Below are 17,320 nucleotides of genomic sequence, written 5' to 3'. Positions count from 1 at the left end.
CAGCCATGGGCGGCACCGAACACCTCACCGCGGAGCGCGCCGGAGCGACGCTCGTACTCACCCTGAACCGGCCGGAGGCGAGGAACGCGCTCTCCCTGCCGATGCTGGCCGGTCTCCACGACGGCTGGCTGCTCGCCGACGCCGACGACGCCATCCGCTCCGTCGTCCTCACCGGCGCCGGCGGAGCCTTCTGTTCCGGCATGGACCTCAAGGCCCTGGCGGCCCGCGGCACGACGGACGACCCCGTCCGCGAACGCTTCAAGGCCGACCCCGACCTGCACTGGAAGGCCATGCTCCGCCACCACCGGCCGCGCAAGCCCGTCATCGCCGCCGTCGAAGGGCCCTGCGTCGCCGGCGGCACCGAGATCCTCCAGGGCACCGACATCCGCATCGCCGGCGAGAGCGCCACCTTCGGCCTCTTCGAGGTGCGCCGCGGCCTGTTCCCCATCGGCGGCTCCACCGTCCGGCTGCCCCGGCAGATCCCACGCACCCACGCCCTCGAAATGCTCCTCACCGGCCGGGCGTACACCGCTGCCGAAGCCGCGCGCATCGGCCTGATCGGGCACGTCGTCCCGGACGGCACCGCTCTGGAACGGGCCCTGGAGACCGCCGCCCTCATCAACGCCAACGGCCCCCTCGCCGTCGAGGCCGTCAAGGCGTGCGTCCACGACACCGCCGGCCTGGACGAGACCCGGGCCCTCGCCCTCGAACTCGAACGCGGCCGCCCCGTCTTCGACACCGCCGACGCCCGGGAGGGCGCCCGCGCCTTCGCCGAGAAACGGCCCGCCGTCTACCGGCGTGCCTGAAGGAGGGGACATTCGGTGCCGGAGAACCTCACCGCCCCGCTCGTCGTCGCCTTCCCCTTCACCCGCTCCCTCGGCCCCGTCCAGAGCGCCTTCCTCACCGGACTGCGCGAACGCACCGTCCTCGGCGTGCGCACCCGGGACGGCCGGGTGCTCGTCCCGCCCGTCGAGTACGACCCCGTCACCGCCGAGGAGATCCGCGACCTCGTCGAGGTCGGCACCACCGGCACGGTCACCACCTGGGCGTGGAACCCCGCCCCCCGCCACCGGCAACCCCTGCGCACCCCCTTCGCCTGGGCGCTGGTACGCCTCGACGGAGCCGACACCGCCCTGCTGCACGCCCTCGACGCGCCGCACGCCCGGGCCGTGCGCACCGGCATGCGGGTACGGATCCGCTGGGCCGCCCACCGCGAGGGCGCCATCACCGACATCGCCTGCTTCGAACCGTACGACGGCACGGCCACCGCCACCGCCGGCGCGACGCCGCACGGCGGCGCCTTCGCCGACCCCGTCACCACCCTCACCACCCCCGCCCGCCTCGACTACACCTACGCGCCCGGCCGCGCCCAGACCCGCTACCTCCACGCCCTGGCCGGCCGCCGGATACTCGGCGAGCGCTGCCCCTCCTGCCGCAGGGTGTGCGTACCGCCCCGCGGCGCCTGCCCCACCTGCGGCGTCGCCACCGCCGAACACGTCGAGGTCGGCCCGCGCGGCACCGTCACCACCTTCTGCGTCGTCAACATCAAGGCCAAGGGCCTCGACATCGACGTGCCCTACGTCTACGCCCACATCGCCCTCGACGGCGCCGACCTCGCCCTCCACGCGCGCATCGGCGGCATCCCCTACGACGAGGTGCGCATGGGCATGCGCGTCGAGCCCGTGTGGACCGACGACAGCCGTCACCCCGACCACTACCGGCCCGCCCCGGAGCCCGACGCCGCCTACGACACCTACAAGGAGCTGCTGTGACGCCCCGCGACGTCGCCGTCGTCGCCTTCGCCCGGAGCGGACACCACGAACCCGCCGACGGGCTCTCGGAGGCGGAGATGCTGCTGCCCGTCCTCCACGACGCCCTGGACCAGGCCGGACTGGCCCCCGGCGAGGCGGACTTCACCTGCTCCGGGTCGAGCGACTACCTCGCCGGCCGCCCCTTCTCCTTCACCCTCGCCCTCGACGGCGTCGGCGCATGGCCGCCCATCGCCGAGTCCCACGTGGAAATGGACGGGGCCTGGGCGCTGTACGAGGCGTGGGTGAAGATCCTCACGGGCCAGGCCGGCACCGCCCTCGTCTACGCCCACGGAAAACCCTCCTCCGGCGACCTGCGGGACGTCCTCACCCGTCAGCTCGACCCCTACTACCTCGCCCCCCTCTGGCCCGACCCCGCCTGCCTGGCCGCCCTCCAGACCCGGGCCCTCCTCGACGCCGGCCTGATCGACGAGGCCGCCCTCCTGACCGACGAGGCCGCCCCCGTCCCGTCCGCGGACGGCCACCCCTCCGGGACCCCGCACGCCCCCGGCGCCCGGGCCGCCACCGACGGCGCGGCCGCCGTCGTGCTCGCCGCCGGAGCCACCGCCCGCCGCATGTGCACCCGCCCCGCCTGGATCCGCGGCATCGACCACCGCATCGAGTCCCACGCCCTGGGCCTGCGCGACCTCACCGACTCGCCCTCCACCCGCCTGGCCGCCGAACGCGCCGGCGCCTTCGACGCCCCCGTCGACACCGCCGAACTCCACACCGCCGACGCCGCGCAGGAAGCCGTCCTGCGCCGCGCCCTGCGCCTGGACGGCACCGTGACCGTCAACCCCTCCGGCGGCACCCCCGCCACCGACCCCGTCATGGCCGCCGGCCTGATCCGCCTCGGCGAGGCGGCCGCCCGCATCCACCGGGGCGCCTCGGACCGGGCCCTGGCCCACGCCACCTCGGGCCCGTGCCTGCAGCAGAACCTCGTCGCCGTGCTGGAGGGCGAGCCGGCGGGGCACCCGGGAGCGGAACCGGAGGGAGCACGCACATGAGCAGCGAACCCGTCGCCGTCGTCGGCATCGGCCAGACCCACCACGCGGCCGCCCGCCGGGACGTCTCCCTCGCCGGACTCGTCCGCGAGGCCGCCGCGCGGGCACTGGAGGACGCCGCGCTGGACTGGAGCGACATCGAGGCCGTCGTCATCGGCAAGGCCCCCGACTTCTTCGAGGGCGTCATGATGCCCGAGCTCTACCTCGCCGACGCCCTCGGCGCCGCTGGCAAGCCCGTGCTGCGCGTGCACACCGCCGGCTCCGTCGGCGGCTCGACCGCGCTCGTCGCCGCCAACCTCGTCGCCGCCCGCGTCCACACCACCGTCCTCACCCTGGCCTTCGAGAAGCAGTCCGAGTCCAACGCCATGTGGGCGCTGTCCCTGCCCGTCCCCTTCCAGCAGCCGCTCCTCGCCGGCGCCGGCGGCTTCTTCGCCCCGCACATCCGCGCCTACATCCGCCGCACCGGTGCCCCCGAGGGCATCGGCACCCTCGTCGCCCACAAGGACCGCCGCAACGCCCTGAAGAACCCCTACGCCCACCTCCACGAACACGGCCTCACCCTGGAGAAGGTGCGCTCCTCGCCCATGCTGTGGGACCCCGTCCGCTACTCCGAGACCTGTCCCTCCTCCGACGGGGCCTGCGCCATGGTCCTCACCGGCCGGGCCGGCGCCGCCCGGGCTCCGCACCCGCCCGCCTGGCTGCACGGCGGCGCCATGCGCAGCGAGCCCACCCTCTTCGCCGGCAAGGACTTCGTCTCCCCGCGCGCCGGCCGGGACTGTGCGGCGGACGTCTACCGCCAGGCCGGCATCACCGACCCGCGCCGCGAGATCGACGTCGCCGAGATGTACGTGCCCTTCAGCTGGTACGAGCCGATGTGGCTGGAGAACCTCGGCTTCGCCGCCGAGGGCGAGGGCTGGAAGCTCACCGAGTCCGGCGCCACCGCGCTCGACGGCGACCTGCCCGTCAACCCCTCCGGCGGGGTGCTGTCCACCAACCCCATCGGAGCCTCCGGCATGCTCCGTTTCGCCGAGGCCGCCCTGCAGGTCCGCGGCCGGGCCGGCGAGCACCAAGTGCCGGGCGCACGCCGGGCGCTCGGCCACGCCTACGGCGGCGGCGCCCAGTTCTTCTCCATGTGGCTGGTCGGCGCCGCCCCGCCCACCACCTGAAGCCCTCGCGGCCTGTGCGGCGCGCGCGTCGCTCGCTAGTGTGGGCGGGGACGACGAGCCGGGAGGAGTGCGGACGTGGCGGACAGCACGACGGAACAACTGGCAGGCGACGCAAAGCCGGAGCTCGACCTCGCCACGGCCACGTGGCAGTCCAGCAGCCGCGGCCGGCGGGGCAACGTCCAGATCGCCTTCGTCGAGGGCTACATCGCCATGCGGGACCGGCGCGACCCGGACGTCCCGGCCGTGATCTTCTCCCCCGGGGAGTGGCGCGCGTTCGTGCTCAGCGCACGCGACGGCGAATTCGACCTCACCTAGCCGGTCCCGCCCCGGGCGCACCCCGGCCGGCCCGGCCTCCGGGCACGGCCCCGACGGGCGGAGGGGCACGCACCGCCCACAAGGGTTCCCCGCGGGCACGGCACGGGGCCGGGCACGTACGATGTGGGCATGTCCTTCCTCCGCCGCCGCAGCGCCGCCACCCCCACCGGGCCGGACTTCGACGTCCTCGCCATGGATCCCGGGGACTGGCCCGGTGACCTCGGAGCCGGGCTGCTGCCCGCACCCGACGGAAGCTGCCAGGGCGTCTTCCTGCGCTACGACCTGTTCGGCGGACGCGGCCCCGCGATGATCATCGGCAACCTGCCCGAGGGCTCCCCGGCGCGGGACCTCGGCGAGGGACAGCCGCCCTTCGAGGTCGCCCAGCTGCTGGCCGCGCTCGGCAACGACGAGCCGGTGGAGGTCGTGGAGACCGAGGACGTGCCGGTGATGCACGAGGACAACCTGCTCATCGTGCGCCGCCTGAAGTGCTCCGAGAGCCGGATCTCCTGTACCCAGTTCGACCGCAGCGACGGCGTCCTCGTCACGATCGCCAGCTGGGACCGGCCGATCACCGACGACCTCTACCAGCTGCTCAAGCCGCTGCCCGCGGAGATGTTCCAGGCGGGCTAGGGCCGCGGCCCCATCACGCACCGGAGCCCGGCACGCCCCTCGGCGTGCCGGGCTCCGTCGTCCGTGCCGCTACCGGCCCCGCTGCCCGGCCGCTACCAGTCCGAGGTGCGGACCGTGACGTCCGCGGCCTTCACGAAGGCCACCCGGTGCCCGAACTGGATCTCGTAGTAGACGTCCTTGCCGCGGACCACCCGGTGCCCCGCCGGCTCGAACGTCGTCGCCCACAGGTACTCGCCCGGCGACGTCGCGCCCAGGACGTACTCCTGCCCCGCGAGCAGCTTGTACGGCAGCGGCGTCACCGCCTGCACCGGCACCCCCTCGGGGTAGGCGTCCTTCTCCGGGTAGGCGCGCCCGTACACCGGGATCTCTTTCAGGCCCTCCCGCGGCGTGACCAGCCGCCCGCGGGAACCGACGGCCGTCGGGCCCCACCACGGATCGCGGAACCAGGCCCGCTGCCCGAGGTACCAGATCGCCGTCCAGCCGCCCTCGCGGTCGGCGACGGCGAACTGCTGTCCGGTGGAGGCCCGGGCACCCGTGTCGTTGACGTCGGTCGTCGACGGGCTGCCGTCCGGCCGCAGGCCGACGTCCTTGATCAGCGGCGCGTCCTCGCGGGGCGCGGTGTGCAGCCGGACCGCACCCGAGCCGTGCGGGGCACAGGGTTCGCCCGGCTTGACGCAGCCGGTGTAGACCGGCTCGTGGTCGTCGTAGTCGGGAGCGATTGTGACCATCCCGCTGAAGGGGCTCCCCGTGGTGCGGAAGGGCCGGTCCAGCAGGTCGAAGTAGTGCGCCCAGTCCCAGAACGGCCCCGGGTCGGTGTGCATGCCGCGGATCGCCGCCGGCGTGGTGCCCGGGACGTTGTCATGGCCCAGGATGTGCTGCCGGTCCAGCGGAACGTCCAGCTTCCGCGCCAGGTGGCGCACCAGCCGCGCGGACGTGCGGTACATCTCCTCCGTGTACCAGGCGTCGGGCTGGGCCAGGAAGCCCTCGTGCTCGATGCCCACCGACTTGGCGTTCACGTACCAGTTCCCGGCGTGCCAGGCGACGTCCTTGGTGGGCACGTGCTGCGCGATGTGGCCGTCCCCGGACCGGATGGTGTAGTTCCAGGACACGTACGCCGGGTCCTTGACGAGCTTGATCGTCGTCTCCCACGTCCCCTCGGTGTCGTGGATGACGATGAAGTCGACCTTCTGCGACCGCGGCCGGTCGGCGATGTCGTGGTTGCCGTAGTCCTTGCCCTCCAGCAGCTGGTACGGCGCGGGGATCGACTCGCAGGCCACCGAGGACGGGCACTCGACGTCGTCGTCCTCGTGGGCCGGGGCCAGCCCCAGCCTGCTCGCCTGCCCGGTGCGGGGCGCGAGGCCCGGGCTGGCGGGCAGGACGACCTGCTGGCCGTTGTCGGTGGTGCGCCGCTGGCCGCCGCGCAGGACGTCGAACACGTCGTCGGCGAAGGTCCGCGCCGTTGCGATGTCCGAGGCCCCCGCGTAGCCGGCCACCGCGCCGTACCAGTCGGCGGGGTCCTTGCTCAGCGGCAGGCCCAGTCGCTTCTGCTCGGCGGCGAGCAGCGCGGCGCCGCCGCGGAGGTTGGCCGCCGTGCTCTCGCGCAGCTCCTTGGGCGACAGGCTGGTCAGTTCGGCCGCCCGCTCCAGGGTGCGCAGGCGCGCGGGCAGGGTCGTGGGCGGGGGCAGGGCCCGGCGGGTGGCGGCCCGCGGCCGGGCGGCGTCGCCCCGGGCGTCCTCGCCGGGCTCGCTGTGGTGCGGGGTGGCGGCGAGGGCCGTGGCCGCGTCGGTGAGGTGCATCGGGCCGTAGCCGGCGGTGACGCTGGGGGCGCCGGCGTGGGTGTCCCAGCGGGACTGCAGGTAGGACAGGGCGAGCAGGACGTTGCCGGGCACGTGGTAGGCGGCCGCCGCGGCGGCGAACTCGCGCTGCAGGGTGTCGGGGCGCTGCCGCTCGGCCGCGGCCCCGCGGGCCGGGGCCAGGGGCAGCAGCAGGGCGGCCGATGCGATCGCGCCGACCGCCTGCGCGCGACGTCTTCTTCGCCTGCCGGTCCGGGGTGCGTTCCGTGGTGCCTCCGGTACGGATCCTCGCAATGCGGCCTCCTCAGGACGGGCCGTGCCGAGCCTCGACAGGAAAGGTGCGCGATCAGTTCTGCGGTCCGAACTTACCAAGACGTTCGGGCGAGCAGACGATCCGTCAGTACGACTGGAGTGGCGCTCATCAGACTGAGGTGGGGGTGTTGCACACGTCAACGCCCGCGTCGGGGTGTTTCCCGACGCGGGCGTTGGGGCGGGGCGGACCGGCGCTCGCCCGGATGGGGGAGCATCGACACGCCGCAAGTCGGCGGTGCGACGTATCGATCGGGCCCGCTCAGCGCGTACCGACGGCGGCTCGCACGGCCCGGCGGGCCATGGCGCAGTCGTCGTGCAACCTCCGCAGCAGCAGCCGCTGCTCCTCCCCCGACTCGGGGGTCGTCCCCTGCGGGGCCGGCTCCTGCAGAGCGCGCTGCACGGCCGTCTCGTACGTCCGGATCTCCCGGGTGAGCACCAGCATCAGATTGACCAGGAAGGCGTCGCGGGCCGTGGGGCCCGCGGCCTGCGCCAGCTGGCTGATCTGACGGCGGGCCACCGGGGCGTCGCCGAGGACGGTCCACAGCGTCGCCAGGTCGTACCCCGGCAGGTACCAGCCGGCGTGGTCCCAGTCGACCAGCACCGGGCCGGCGGGGGAGAGCAGGACGTTCGACAGCAGGGCGTCGCCGTGGCAGAACTGGCCCTGCACATGGGCCAGACCGTGCAACAGCTTCTGCAGGTCGCCCATGTCACGGTCCGTGAGCAGGCCGAGCTCGTGGTAGCGGGCGATCCGCTTGCCGTAGTCCAGCGGCATGTCGAACATCCCGGCGGGCGGCCGCCAGAGGTTCACCCGGCAGATGGCACCGAGCGCCGCCCTGACGTCCGCGCGGGGCAGGGTGTCCACCGGGTGCCGCTGGACGGCGGCGGGACGCCCGGGCATCCGCTCGATGACGAGGGTGCAGTTATCGGGGTCGGCAGCGATCAGCCGGGGCACCCGGACCGGGGGGCGATGCCGGACGAACGCCCGGTATGTGGCTATTTCGTGCCGGAACCGCTCGGCCCAGGCCGGCGATTGATCCAGTAAACACTTGGCCACGGCTGTGCTGCGCCCTGTCGTGCCCACCAGGAGGACGGAGCGACCGCCGCGCCGCAGGACCTGGACGGGGTTGAACTCGGGACAGATGCGGTGCACCGACGAGATCACCGTGCGCAGCTGCGCGCCCTGGGGGCCGGACAAGTCGATTCTCCCGCTGAGCGGTTGGGCGCCGATCCCCGCGGGCCTCCGTCCCCGGCCGCCCCCGAACGCGGCCCCCACGGCGTGGGAGGGGTCGAGGTACGGCCCGCTGCCGCTCTGCGCGGGGCGGAGCGGCCGGGGCGGGGCGGACACGGAGGTCGATGCTGCATACATGGGCGGAACAGATCCCTTCGTGTCGGCGAATAGCTGCGCTCCCCGGTCGCCCGGGCCGTCGGCACCCTGGGGAATGCTGTCGGGCTGCCGGGTGGCCGGGGTTGCGCGTTCCTACATCACACCCGGGCGCGGGTGGCACACCATGTGGCGCACCCTGGCGAACCCTGGCGAATACTCGCTTGGCCCATGACCGCCCGAGTACCTTCAAGTCAGCCGAGGAACCTGGGGGCTTGACGTGACGAGGGAACCCAACACCCGCCTCGCGGACCTGTTCGGCCTGGCCGGCTGGTCCAAGGGCGAGCTCGCGAGGCTTGTGAACCGGCAGGCGGCGGCCATGGGCCATCCGCAGCTGGCGACCGACACCTCGCGTGTACGGCGGTGGATCGACATGGGGGAGTCCCCCCGCGATCCCGTGCCGAAGGTACTGGCCGCCCTCTTCACCGAGCGACTCGGCCGTGTCGTGACCATCGAGGACCTCGGTTTCGGCCGGCGAGGGCGGGCCGGCAAGGGCAAGTCCCCGGACGGGGTGCCCTGGCCACCCGAGCGGACCGCCGCGGTCCTCACCGAATTCACGGGAATGGACCTCATGCTCAACCGACGCGGCTTGGTGGGCGCGGGCGCCGCGCTCGCCGCAGGATCAGCAATCAGCGGCGCGATGCACGACTGGCTGCACTCCGACCCGGTCCTCGCCTCCGACGCTCCCCACTTCGACGATCCCCTGGGCACGACCGCCCACGCCGACCCGGCCGGGTTCGACCGTTACGAGGCGGCCCCCGTGGGGTCCCTGGAGATCGACGCCCTGGAGCGCTCGGTCGAAGTCTTCCGGCTGTGGGACGCCTCCCGCGGCGGCGGGCTGCAGCGCAAGGCGGTGGTCGGCCAGCTCAATGAAGTGGGCGGCATGCTCTCCTATCGCCACCCCGATCACCTGCAGCGCAGGCTGTGGGGGGTGGCGGCCAACCTCGCGGTGCTGGCCGGCTGGATGTCCCACGACGTGGGGCTGGAGCCGACGGCGCAGAAGTACTTCGTCATCGCCGCGCACGCGGCCCGGGAGGGCGGTGACCGGCCCCGGGCGGGGGAGGCCCTCTCGCGGGCGGCCCGCCAGATGGTCCACGTGGGCCGGCCCGACGACGCCCTGGACCTGATGAAGCTCGCCAAGTCCGGCTCCGGCGACCAGGCCCTGCCCCGCACCCGGGCCATGCTCTGCACCGTCGAAGCCTGGGCGCAGGCGTCGATGGGGCGGGGCCAGGCCATGCGGCGCACCCTGGGCGAGGCCGAGGAGCTGTTCGTCGCGGACAAGGGCGACGTGCCACCGCCGAGCTGGATGCAGATGTTCGACGAGGCGGACCTGCACGGCATGCAGGCGCTGGCCTACCGCACGCTCGCCGAGCACGACCCCACGGTCGCCCCCATCGCCCAGCAGCACGCCAAACGGGCGCTGGAGCTGCGGAACGAGCAGCAGCAGCGCTCGATGATCTTCGACTACATCTCCATGGCGTCCGCCTGCTTCATCGGCAACGACCCCGAGCAGGCCGACACCTTCGCCCGGATGGCGCTCAACACGATCGGAGAGAACTCCTCGCACCGCACCTGGGACCGGCTGCGGGAGATGTACCGGCTCAGCGGGAAGTACGCGGACTACCCCACGATCGGGCATCTGAGGGACGACATCCAGCGGGCGCTGCCCAAGGCACCGGGCAAGCCCAGGCCCACGGCGGTGTGAGGGCCGGGAGACCCCGCCGCTACGCGGTCTCCCGGCGCCGATGCGGGCGATCGGCTACGCGCCGATGCGGGCGATCAGCACACAGGCGTCGTCCTCGCGCTCCGTACCGCCGAACTCCTCCAGGACGACCCGCAGGCACTCATGGGCGCTGCCGGCCGCCGCGAAGCGCGGCGCCAGCTCCGGCAGCCGCGCCAGCTCGGGCCTGCGGGCCAGTCCTTCGGTGTGCAGGAGGAGCACGTCACCGGGGAGCAGCCGCTCCTCGGCCTGGGCGTACTCGGCGTCGGCGACCGCCCCGAGCAGCATGCCCTCCGGGGGCGGGAGCGTCAGGCCCACCCCGCCGCGGAAGAGCAGGGGGGCGGGGTGGCCGGCCCGGGACCACAGCAGGGTGCCGGTCACGGGGTCGTAGCGGCAGCAGAGCGCGCTGCCCAGTGCGGGCTGGACGGAGGCGTCGAGGAGGTGGTTGAGCCAGCCCATCAGCGGGCCGGGCTCGGTACCGGAGACGGCCATGCCGCGCACGGCCCCGAGCAGCATGGCCATGGTGGAGGTGGCGGTCACACCGTGCCCGGTGAGGCCGCCGACGGTCAGCAGCGTACGGCCGTCGGGCAGCTCCATCGCGTCGAACCAGTCGCCGCCGACGAGGCTGCTGGTCGCGGAGGGGAGGTAGTGCCCGGCCAGGTCGAGCGCGCCGCCACAGCCCCGGTCGGCCGCCGCGACGGGCGGCCCCGCGGGCGGGAACCGCAGGGAGCCGCGCCACGGCGGCAGCACGGCTTCCTGCAGCTCGACCGCAAGCCGGTGCTCCGTCTGCGCGTGGTGCCGGCGGCGGTGCGCCGAGTCACGGGTCTCGTGCACCTCCTGCCGGCAGCGCCGCAGTGCGGTGACGTCCCGCAGCACGGCCCACATGGAGGCCGTGCAGCCGTCGGAGTCGAGCACCGGCTCGCCCATCATGTGCACCGTGCGCACGGCCCCCTCGCCGTGCACGATGCGGAACTCGCCGTCGATCGGCTTGCCGTCCACCAGGCAGTCGGTGACCAGCGCGGTGAGCACCTCCCTGTCCTCCGGCACCAGCCAGGAGGGGAGCTCGTCCAGGGTCAGCGCGCCGTCCTCGGGGCGGCGGCCGAAGAGCTGGAAGAGCTCGTCGGACCAGGTGACCTCGTCGGTGAGGAAATTCCACTCGGCGCTGCCCACCCGGCCGGCCGGGGCGTCCGCCCCGTCGACGGGACCGGGGGGACGGGGCAGTGTGGCGGCCGGGGCCGACGCCCCACGGGCGGCTCCGCCGGCCGCAGCGGCGGCACCCTCCCTGTCCAGCCCTTCGCGCAGCTGGCCGAGGTGCTCGCCGAGGTTGTCCACGTGGTGGGCGGCGAGCTCGCACAGGGCGCGCTGCCAGCGCAGCCGGGGGTCGTCCGAGCGCTCCGCGTCGGCCGCGGTCTCGCGGCGCACGGCGTCGATGCCGCCTCTGAGCCGCAGGGCCTGCGAGATGAGCGCGTCGACCGGGCCGCCCTCGGGCGGCTGTGCTGCGGAGGGGTCCGCGGACAGGGGGGACGGCATCTCGTACTCCGATACAAACGGGGCGCGGCCGGCTCCGGGGTCCGCCGGAACGGCCGGTAGGACTGCTGTAACGACTGTTGCACAGGGAGCGAGGGCCCGTAAGGGCTTTGGCAATACCCGATACGGTGGTGCTCAGGGCATATGCCGCCGGCGTGAGTGCGACAAATCTGACACCACTCGGCGGAATGCTCTCTTCCGGGTAGGCTGCGGGCGCTACGGAGAACCCGAGTTTCCACAGTTCACCAGGCATAGCACAGGTGGAACCGGCAAGAATGCCGTCCGGAAGGAAATCCCGTTGCCAGCCGACTCCCCGCACCGGATGCTGACCCCATGTTCGATCCAGACATAGCGCCCAGCGGCACCCTGCTCGGCCTCCTTCAGCGAGGCCGCGGCGACGGGACCCTGCACGCCCTCGCGGCACCGCGCGCCGAGGCGCTCGCGGCACTCCACCACTGTGTGCTCCGCGACCCCCGGCGCGACTGGCAGGTCGAGAACCGCTCCCTCTACTACGCGCGCCTGTATCTGGACCTCGACGGCGGGCTCGGCGAGCTCGAACAGCACCTCTTCCACCCGGACGACCTGCTCGACACCGCCGAGGAGCGCACCGGCCTGGCCCTCGCCGTCCTCGGTCACCTCGCCTCGTACGGGCGCGACGACGCCCTCCTGCTGCTGCGCCGCTACGCGGCCACCGGCGGCAACTGGGCCTGGGCCCTCGACGAGCTGGCCCTGCGCGACGACGACGCCGGCCTCGCGGCCCTCGGCGGCGCGGTGCTCGCCAGGTTCCCGCACACCCCCGAGGGTGAATCCGCGCTCGCCGCGGCCGTCCGCGACGCCTTCGAGCCCCGGCCCTGGCGGCTGTGGGCGGAGGACCGCCACGCCCCGCGGATCGCCGCCCGCGTGCGCGCCGCCCAGGAGCAGGGCTCCTTCGACCGCTGGCAGCGCCAGCTGCGCCCCTCCGGCCCGCGGCCGGGCTGGAGCGTGCGCGAGGTCCTGGCCTGGGCCCAGGAGGGGCTCGCCCTGTACCCCACCCAGCTGCGGCACGTCCCCGCGACCCGCTGCCTGACCGCGGTGGCGGGCCCCGAGGACCGCATGGAGATCATCGAGGCCGCCGCCTTCGGCCCGGAGGCCGCCCGCGCCACCGCCCTGCGCTACCTCGCCGAGCACCACGACCCCCAGGCCCTCGACCTCATCGAGACCGCCGCCGACGACCCCGTGGCCCTGGTCGCCGAGGCCGCCGTCACCGCCTTCGAGCGGATGCGCAGCACGGCGGCCCTGGAGCGGGCCCGCGCCTGGATCCACCGCGCCGACGCCCTCGGCGCGGCCGCGGCCGGGATGCTCGCCTGCCGGGGAGCCCCCTACGACGCGGCGCTCGTCCTCGGCGCCCTGCGCCGGACCGTGCGGACCGAGGGCTGCGACGCCCCGGTCCTGTGGGACCTGGTGGACGGCGCCGGACGGCTGGCGATCGGCTGCGCCGCCCCCGTGCTGCGCCACGTCTACCGCGAGACGTCCTCCTCGCACCTGCGCGGCCGGGCGGCGCGCGCCCTCGCCGCGACGGACCCCTCGTTCGCCACCGGCTTCGCCGTCGAGTGCCTGTGGGACTGCGAGGAGTCCACCCGGGAGCTCGCCGCCCACCACGCGACCACGGCCGACGCCCGCGTCGTGGAGCAACTGCGGAGGCTGGCCGCCGACCCGGCCGAGGAGGCCGAGGTGCAGACCGCGGTCCGCAGCCGGTTCGAACCGGACGCGCCCACGGTCTGAGCGCTCCGCACGGACCACCGGACGGGCCCGGGCGCTGTCGCCCGGTGGTCCCGGCCGGGAGACGGTGAGGGAGACGCCGACGGGACTCCGGCGAGGTGCTGACGAGACGTCGACGCGCGCTGACGAGGCGGCGCCGAGGCGGTGGAAGGACCGGCCGGGAAACGGTGAAAGGGTGGGGGCGGTACGCACGTTCCGCCGACACCCGGGAGTCACATGTCCGGCCACCGCCCGTCCATATCCGCCGCGCCCGCCTCGTCCGCCCCGCCCGCCCGGACCTCCCGGAGGGCGCTGCTGGTCGCGGCCGCCGCGCTCGCCGCGACGCCCGTCGCGACCGCCGTCGCGGCACCCTCCCCGGTGCGCATCACCGAAGGACAGGTCGCCGAGGCCGGGCGGGGCCGCCCGATCCTCTACCCCAGCGTCACCAGCTGTCTGACCGTCACCCTCCGCCTGGCGTGCGGCGCCAAGGTGGGCGCCCACGCCAGTCTCTTCCGCGTGCCCGGCGAGCTGCGGTCGGACGAGATCCTCGCCGCCGCCGCGCGCCGGGCCGGGGCCCGGCGCATCACCGCCGTCGAGGTCAGGGGCGCCGTCGGCGCCTGGCACCCGGGCTACTTCACCAAGGCCATCGAGTCCTACACCGACGGCGAGCCCGTGCCCTACCCCACCCGGCCCGACCCGGACGGCCTGGCGCGCGCGGTGGCTGCCGGCCTGGGGCTGCCGGCCCAGGTGCGGGTGACCGTCGAGGACGTACCCGACGGCGATCAGCTGATCGCCTGACCTTGGGGATTTGACCTTTTTGACCGCGTGCCGCCCACCCGCGGCATATCGTCCCCCTTGGCATCCCGGGCCCCCGGAGGGCTCACCGGGGTGCTGTCCGGGGGCGGGCATGCGCCCTGATGGCCGCCGTACGGGTGTGCCGATAATGTATGCGCCCCGCGACCTGCGGAGCATCGAAAACCCAGAGCACCGACACAGGGGGCGCGGATGAACACCGAGCAGCTGTACGACCGAGCGCGGCACCGGGGGCGCCTGGCCCGCCGGGCGTCCGCCCTCATGGCGCTGGTCCTGGGCGTCGCCCTGCTGGCGACGCCCGCCTCGGCCGCGGCGGCGGCCCCGTCGGCCGGCACCGTGCACCAGGCGTCGGCCGCCGTCGCCGGTCCCGCCGCCGCCCAGGCGGCGACCACGGGCACCACCGCCGATGCGGTGGAGGTCGCCGCGGCGTCGCACCACCGGGCGAAGGCCAAGGACGGCAAGCAGACGCTGGCCAAGGACAAGAAGAAGAAAAAGAAGAAGGGCTTCTTCAAGAAGCTGGGCGTGGCCCTGCTCATCGTGATGATCCTCGGCACCCTCTTCGTGGTGGCGATGATCGTGCTGGCGATCTTCCTGATCCGGCGCGCCTTCAAGCGCCGTCGCGCCTGACGCCCCCGCAGTCCGCCGTGGCTCAGCTCGTCTTCGCCACCCAGGTGAGAGCGAGCCACGGCGTGGCCGCGGCCCCGGCCGCCAGGCACCAGCCCGTGCCCGTGGCGGGGAAGCCGATGAGCAGCGGGGTGACGAGCCCGGCCCCGCAGAGCAGGAGCGCCGCGGCCGGCAGGTGCACCCAGGGCTCGAATCGACGCGCGTAGCGCACGCCGACTTCACGGCGGTACAGCGCCACGCCCGTGACGAACCCGGCCGCCGAGCCGAGGATCCAGATGGTCGGCAGGGCGATGACGCGGCCGGCGAACGAGCCGATGTCGTTGTCCGGCGCCTGACGCACCCCCAGGTCGGGGCGGTCCGGCGCGTACAGCAGCTCGACGGTGCGCCCCGCCTCCGGCTTGCCGCGGGTGTGCACCGCATCGACGGTGACCTGCTGCGGGCCGGAGGTGAAGGGGACGGTGACGACGATCGTCGACGCGTACTCGTCGTCGCCGGTGATCTTCTCGTCCGTCGGGCGCGGTTCCCCGAGGATCCTCTGGATCCGCAGCTCGTACGTGCTGCCCCCGGCCCGGTCGGCCCTGGCCAGCCACTCGCCCTCCGCGCCGTCGGGACCGACTCCCTGGCACAGCGCGGCCATGCTCGTCAGCGCGATGCCGAAGCCCAGGACCCAGGACAGCAGGCGTGCCGGCCGCGGCTCGGGCCACGGCTCGTACCGCTTGCGCCACACCTTCCTGCGCAGCGCCGCCTGCCGGCCGGCCCGGGCCAGGAGGGAGGCGAGCAGCCAGCACACCGCGCACGCGGCCGTCGCGGCCAGCAGCAGGAGCTGGTGCCGCTTGGGCGGCAGTTCACGGAACGGGACCACACCGAGCAGTACAGTCGCGTAGCCCACGAGCAGGGTCGCCCACCCCGCCAGTCGCGTGGCTGTCCTCATGCCCTACTTCCCCCACCCACCTAATTGATCTTGCGGTGGACAGCGTAATAGGGCCCGGGAACCGTCAGTCGAAGGGGACCAGGAACCGCTCCGGTTCACAGGCGTCGCAGAACCGCACGTCGTACTCGGCCGCCTTGCGGCGGGCCTCGGCGGTGGTCATCGTGTCCTCCCCGCCCCTCGGTACCCAGCAGCCCGCGTGGTGCAGCTCCTGGAGCGTGCCGCCGGGGCGGCGGTGCACCGTGATCGGCCAGACGGCGTCCTCCAGGTCGTGCCGCCACTCGCCGTTGAGGCGCTGGAGCACGACTTCGCGCACCCAGTCGCGCGAGGAAATGCCGTTCTCCTGCGCGGTGGCTTCGATACGCGCAACTTCATCAGGGGTGAAGAGCTCCTCCATGCCGCGGGACAGTAGCAGCGCGGCGCCGTCCGCGAGCCCGGTTCGGGGCAATGGCCCACGGTGCTGACCTGCGCGTTGACCGGAGAGGAGGGGGCCATTCCGTATACGGTGGGGAGGGGGCCGGAAAGCGAGGCGCAGCTCCGGCGGTCTTTCCCGCGATTGGCATAGGACGCGGGCGTATACCGCGCGGTCTTCCCCTCATACATCGTTTACGTCGGTCTTGGCCATTCCGTTATCACCTGTCTTCGTGAATGCCGGTTTCCGGCTTGCGGAACGGGGCCGGCGCACCGGCCGCGGCGGGGGCGCGGCCCGGGCCTACTTCGCGTGCGCGCCGAGGTAGAAGAGCAGCCAGATGAAGCCGGCCAGGACGTGGCCGAAGACGACGTAGATCAGCACGCGCCAGCCGACCGCCTTCTCGGCGTACTTCTCGGTGTCCCGGGTCATGTCCGTTCCGCTCCTGTTCCCGCGGTGCCGCGCAGTTCCGTGAGCAGCTCCTCCTGGCCGGTGAGCAGCTCGGTCAGGATCCGCCGGGCGGCGCCCAGCAACTCCGCCACGTCCCCGCCGGCCAGGGCGTAGACGACGGTCGAGCCCTCGCGGGTGGCGGTCACGATGCCCGACCGGCGGAGGACGGCGAGCTGCTGGGAGAGGCTGGAGGGCTCGATGCCGATCGCGGTGAGGAGGTCGCGCACCGGCTTCGGCCCGTCCTGCAGGAGCTCCAGGACCCGGATGCGCACCGGGTGTCCGAGCATCCGGAAGAACTCCGCCTTCGCCTGGTACAGCGGCACCCGCACGCCGATCAACTCCCGTCCTGCCCGTCTTCCCCGTCGGTCGCGTCCGTCGTGACGCCGTGCGCGCGGGCCAGCCGCAGCGCGTCGTCCAGCTCGTCCTCGGCGATCGCCGCCCCGTAGCTGTCCGCCGCGGCCCGTGCCGCGGCCAGGGCCGCGCGTGCCGCGCGCACCCGCTCCCGCATCGCTTCGGCGAACGCACTCACGGCGGCTCCCCCTTGGTGGATCGTCCGACTGCCCGCTTGTACCCGGTGGATTCCTGTGGATCTGATCAATTGAAGAATTCTTCAATTCTAGGGCACGGGTCCACCTGTTCGGTTCCTGGGCTGGGTGAGTGACGCGATGGCGCCTTCGGTGCGGTTGTCACATGATCCTAGGTC

Annotated in this window: 18 protein-coding genes; 10 read left to right on the top strand and 8 right to left on the bottom strand. The window is 73.8% G+C overall.

The features are described 5' to 3' along the window. The first annotated feature begins 5 nt into the window (after window positions 1-5). The 6 genes from IE182_RS11160 (at window position 6) to IE182_RS11135 (ending at window position 4,923) form a co-directional block, all read left to right on the top strand. Window positions 6-806 (top strand): crotonase/enoyl-CoA hydratase family protein, encoded by an 801-nt coding sequence (locus tag IE182_RS11160; RefSeq protein WP_190109566.1) that lies wholly within the window; start codon window positions 6-8, stop codon window positions 804-806. Window positions 807-821: 15 nt separating this feature from the next. Beyond that, window positions 822-1,772, top strand: a complete 951-nt coding sequence (locus IE182_RS11155; RefSeq protein ID WP_190109565.1) for an OB-fold nucleic acid binding domain-containing protein — start codon at window positions 822-824, stop codon at window positions 1,770-1,772. Beyond that, complete coding sequence (locus IE182_RS11150; RefSeq protein WP_190109564.1) at window positions 1,769-2,815, top strand: thiolase family protein; 1,047 nt, start codon at window positions 1,769-1,771, stop codon at window positions 2,813-2,815. The genes IE182_RS11155 and IE182_RS11150 overlap by 4 nt, the downstream gene beginning before the upstream one ends. Beyond that, window positions 2,812-3,978 carry a thiolase family protein gene (locus IE182_RS11145; protein WP_190109563.1) on the top strand — a complete coding sequence of 389 codons (1,167 nt, stop codon included), beginning with the start codon at window positions 2,812-2,814 and terminating at the stop codon, window positions 3,976-3,978. The genes IE182_RS11150 and IE182_RS11145 overlap by 4 nt, the downstream gene beginning before the upstream one ends. A gap of 75 nt (window positions 3,979-4,053) precedes the next feature. Further along, complete coding sequence (locus tag IE182_RS11140) at window positions 4,054-4,293, top strand: DUF397 domain-containing protein (protein WP_190109562.1); 240 nt, start codon at window positions 4,054-4,056, stop codon at window positions 4,291-4,293. Window positions 4,294-4,422: 129 nt separating this feature from the next. Beyond that, window positions 4,423-4,923: a hypothetical protein gene (locus tag IE182_RS11135; protein WP_190109561.1), complete on the top strand. Its 501-nt coding sequence runs from the start codon at window positions 4,423-4,425 to the stop codon at window positions 4,921-4,923. Window positions 4,924-5,015: 92 nt separating this feature from the next. Here the strand turns inward: IE182_RS11135 and IE182_RS11130 are convergent, their stop codons facing one another. Together IE182_RS11130 and IE182_RS11125 are read right to left on the bottom strand one after the other, a co-directional pair. Continuing rightward, the gene (locus IE182_RS11130) at window positions 5,016-7,010 is read right to left on the bottom strand and encodes an N-acetylmuramoyl-L-alanine amidase (RefSeq protein WP_190109560.1); all 1,995 of its coding nucleotides are present in this window, start codon (window positions 7,008-7,010) and stop codon (window positions 5,016-5,018) included. Between the two features lie 277 nt (window positions 7,011-7,287). Beyond that, window positions 7,288-8,394 carry an aminoglycoside phosphotransferase family protein gene (locus tag IE182_RS11125; protein ID WP_190109559.1) on the bottom strand — a complete coding sequence of 369 codons (1,107 nt, stop codon included), beginning with the start codon at window positions 8,392-8,394 and terminating at the stop codon, window positions 7,288-7,290. Between the two features lie 235 nt (window positions 8,395-8,629). Here IE182_RS11125 and IE182_RS11120 point away from each other — a divergent pair, with 235 nt between their 5' ends. Continuing rightward, complete coding sequence (locus IE182_RS11120; RefSeq protein WP_190109558.1) at window positions 8,630-10,114, top strand: DNA-binding protein NsdB; 1,485 nt, start codon at window positions 8,630-8,632, stop codon at window positions 10,112-10,114. Between the two features lie 54 nt (window positions 10,115-10,168). Here IE182_RS11120 and IE182_RS11115 read toward each other — a convergent pair whose 3' ends face one another. Continuing rightward, window positions 10,169-11,659 carry a PP2C family protein-serine/threonine phosphatase gene (locus IE182_RS11115; protein ID WP_190109557.1) on the bottom strand — a complete coding sequence of 497 codons (1,491 nt, stop codon included), beginning with the start codon at window positions 11,657-11,659 and terminating at the stop codon, window positions 10,169-10,171. A 330-nt stretch (window positions 11,660-11,989) separates the two neighbouring features. Here IE182_RS11115 and IE182_RS11110 point away from each other — a divergent pair, with 330 nt between their 5' ends. The 3 genes from IE182_RS11110 (at window position 11,990) to IE182_RS11100 (ending at window position 14,833) form a co-directional block, all read left to right on the top strand. Continuing rightward, window positions 11,990-13,417 carry a HEAT repeat domain-containing protein gene (locus tag IE182_RS11110; protein ID WP_190109556.1) on the top strand — a complete coding sequence of 476 codons (1,428 nt, stop codon included), beginning with the start codon at window positions 11,990-11,992 and terminating at the stop codon, window positions 13,415-13,417. Window positions 13,418-13,630: 213 nt separating this feature from the next. Continuing rightward, window positions 13,631-14,191 carry a hypothetical protein gene (locus IE182_RS11105; protein WP_190109555.1) on the top strand — a complete coding sequence of 187 codons (561 nt, stop codon included), beginning with the start codon at window positions 13,631-13,633 and terminating at the stop codon, window positions 14,189-14,191. A 207-nt stretch (window positions 14,192-14,398) separates the two neighbouring features. After that, a complete protein-coding gene (locus IE182_RS11100; RefSeq protein WP_190109554.1) occupies window positions 14,399-14,833 on the top strand; it encodes a hypothetical protein in 435 nt (144 codons plus the stop codon). A gap of 22 nt (window positions 14,834-14,855) precedes the next feature. Here IE182_RS11100 and IE182_RS11095 read toward each other — a convergent pair whose 3' ends face one another. The 5 genes from IE182_RS11095 to IE182_RS11080 form a co-directional block, all read right to left on the bottom strand. Continuing rightward, window positions 14,856-15,761: a hypothetical protein gene (locus IE182_RS11095; protein ID WP_190109553.1), complete on the bottom strand. Its 906-nt coding sequence runs from the start codon at window positions 15,759-15,761 to the stop codon at window positions 14,856-14,858. 64 nt (window positions 15,762-15,825) lie between these two features. Next, on the bottom strand, window positions 15,826-16,206 hold the full coding sequence (locus tag IE182_RS11090) for a DUF6233 domain-containing protein (protein ID WP_190109552.1): 381 nt from the start codon (window positions 16,204-16,206) through the stop codon (window positions 15,826-15,828). Between the two features lie 264 nt (window positions 16,207-16,470). Beyond that, entirely contained in the window at window positions 16,471-16,599 is a 129-nt protein-coding gene (locus tag IE182_RS32025; RefSeq protein WP_229844734.1) for a DUF6126 family protein, read from the bottom strand. Beyond that, window positions 16,596-16,946: an ArsR/SmtB family transcription factor gene (locus IE182_RS11085; RefSeq protein WP_190109741.1), complete on the bottom strand. Its 351-nt coding sequence runs from the start codon at window positions 16,944-16,946 to the stop codon at window positions 16,596-16,598. Before IE182_RS11085 ends, IE182_RS32025 begins: the two co-directional genes overlap by 4 nt. Window positions 16,947-16,951: 5 nt before the next feature. Further along, window positions 16,952-17,146, bottom strand: coding sequence for a hypothetical protein (locus IE182_RS11080; RefSeq protein ID WP_190109551.1), 195 nt, complete (start codon window positions 17,144-17,146; stop codon window positions 16,952-16,954). Between the last annotated feature and the right edge of the window lie 174 nt (window positions 17,147-17,320).

This window comes from Streptomyces cinnamoneus, from assembly GCF_014650495.1.
Taxonomy (GTDB): Bacteria; Actinomycetota; Actinomycetes; order Streptomycetales; family Streptomycetaceae; genus Streptomyces; species Streptomyces cinnamoneus.
The sequence above is the reverse complement of the archived record's forward strand: the minus strand, read 5'-3'. Positions and strand labels throughout refer to the sequence as shown.

Coding starts and splice junctions, on each gene's coding strand:
- IE182_RS11160 (WP_190109566.1), top strand. CDS start 6: ATGGGCGGCACCGAACACCTCACCGCGGAGCGCGCCGGAGCGACGCTC.
- IE182_RS11145 (WP_190109563.1), top strand. CDS start 2,812: ATGAGCAGCGAACCCGTCGCCGTCGTCGGCATCGGCCAGACCCACCAC.
- IE182_RS11135 (WP_190109561.1), top strand. CDS start 4,423: ATGTCCTTCCTCCGCCGCCGCAGCGCCGCCACCCCCACCGGGCCGGAC.
- IE182_RS11125 (WP_190109559.1), bottom strand. CDS start 8,394: ATGTATGCAGCATCGACCTCCGTGTCCGCCCCGCCCCGGCCGCTCCGC.
- IE182_RS11115 (WP_190109557.1), bottom strand. CDS start 11,659: ATGCCGTCCCCCCTGTCCGCGGACCCCTCCGCAGCACAGCCGCCCGAG.
- IE182_RS11110 (WP_190109556.1), top strand. CDS start 11,990: ATGTTCGATCCAGACATAGCGCCCAGCGGCACCCTGCTCGGCCTCCTT.
- IE182_RS11105 (WP_190109555.1), top strand. CDS start 13,631: ATGTCCGGCCACCGCCCGTCCATATCCGCCGCGCCCGCCTCGTCCGCC.
- IE182_RS11100 (WP_190109554.1), top strand. CDS start 14,399: ATGAACACCGAGCAGCTGTACGACCGAGCGCGGCACCGGGGGCGCCTG.
- IE182_RS11095 (WP_190109553.1), bottom strand. CDS start 15,761: ATGAGGACAGCCACGCGACTGGCGGGGTGGGCGACCCTGCTCGTGGGC.
- IE182_RS32025 (WP_229844734.1), bottom strand. CDS start 16,599: ATGACCCGGGACACCGAGAAGTACGCCGAGAAGGCGGTCGGCTGGCGC.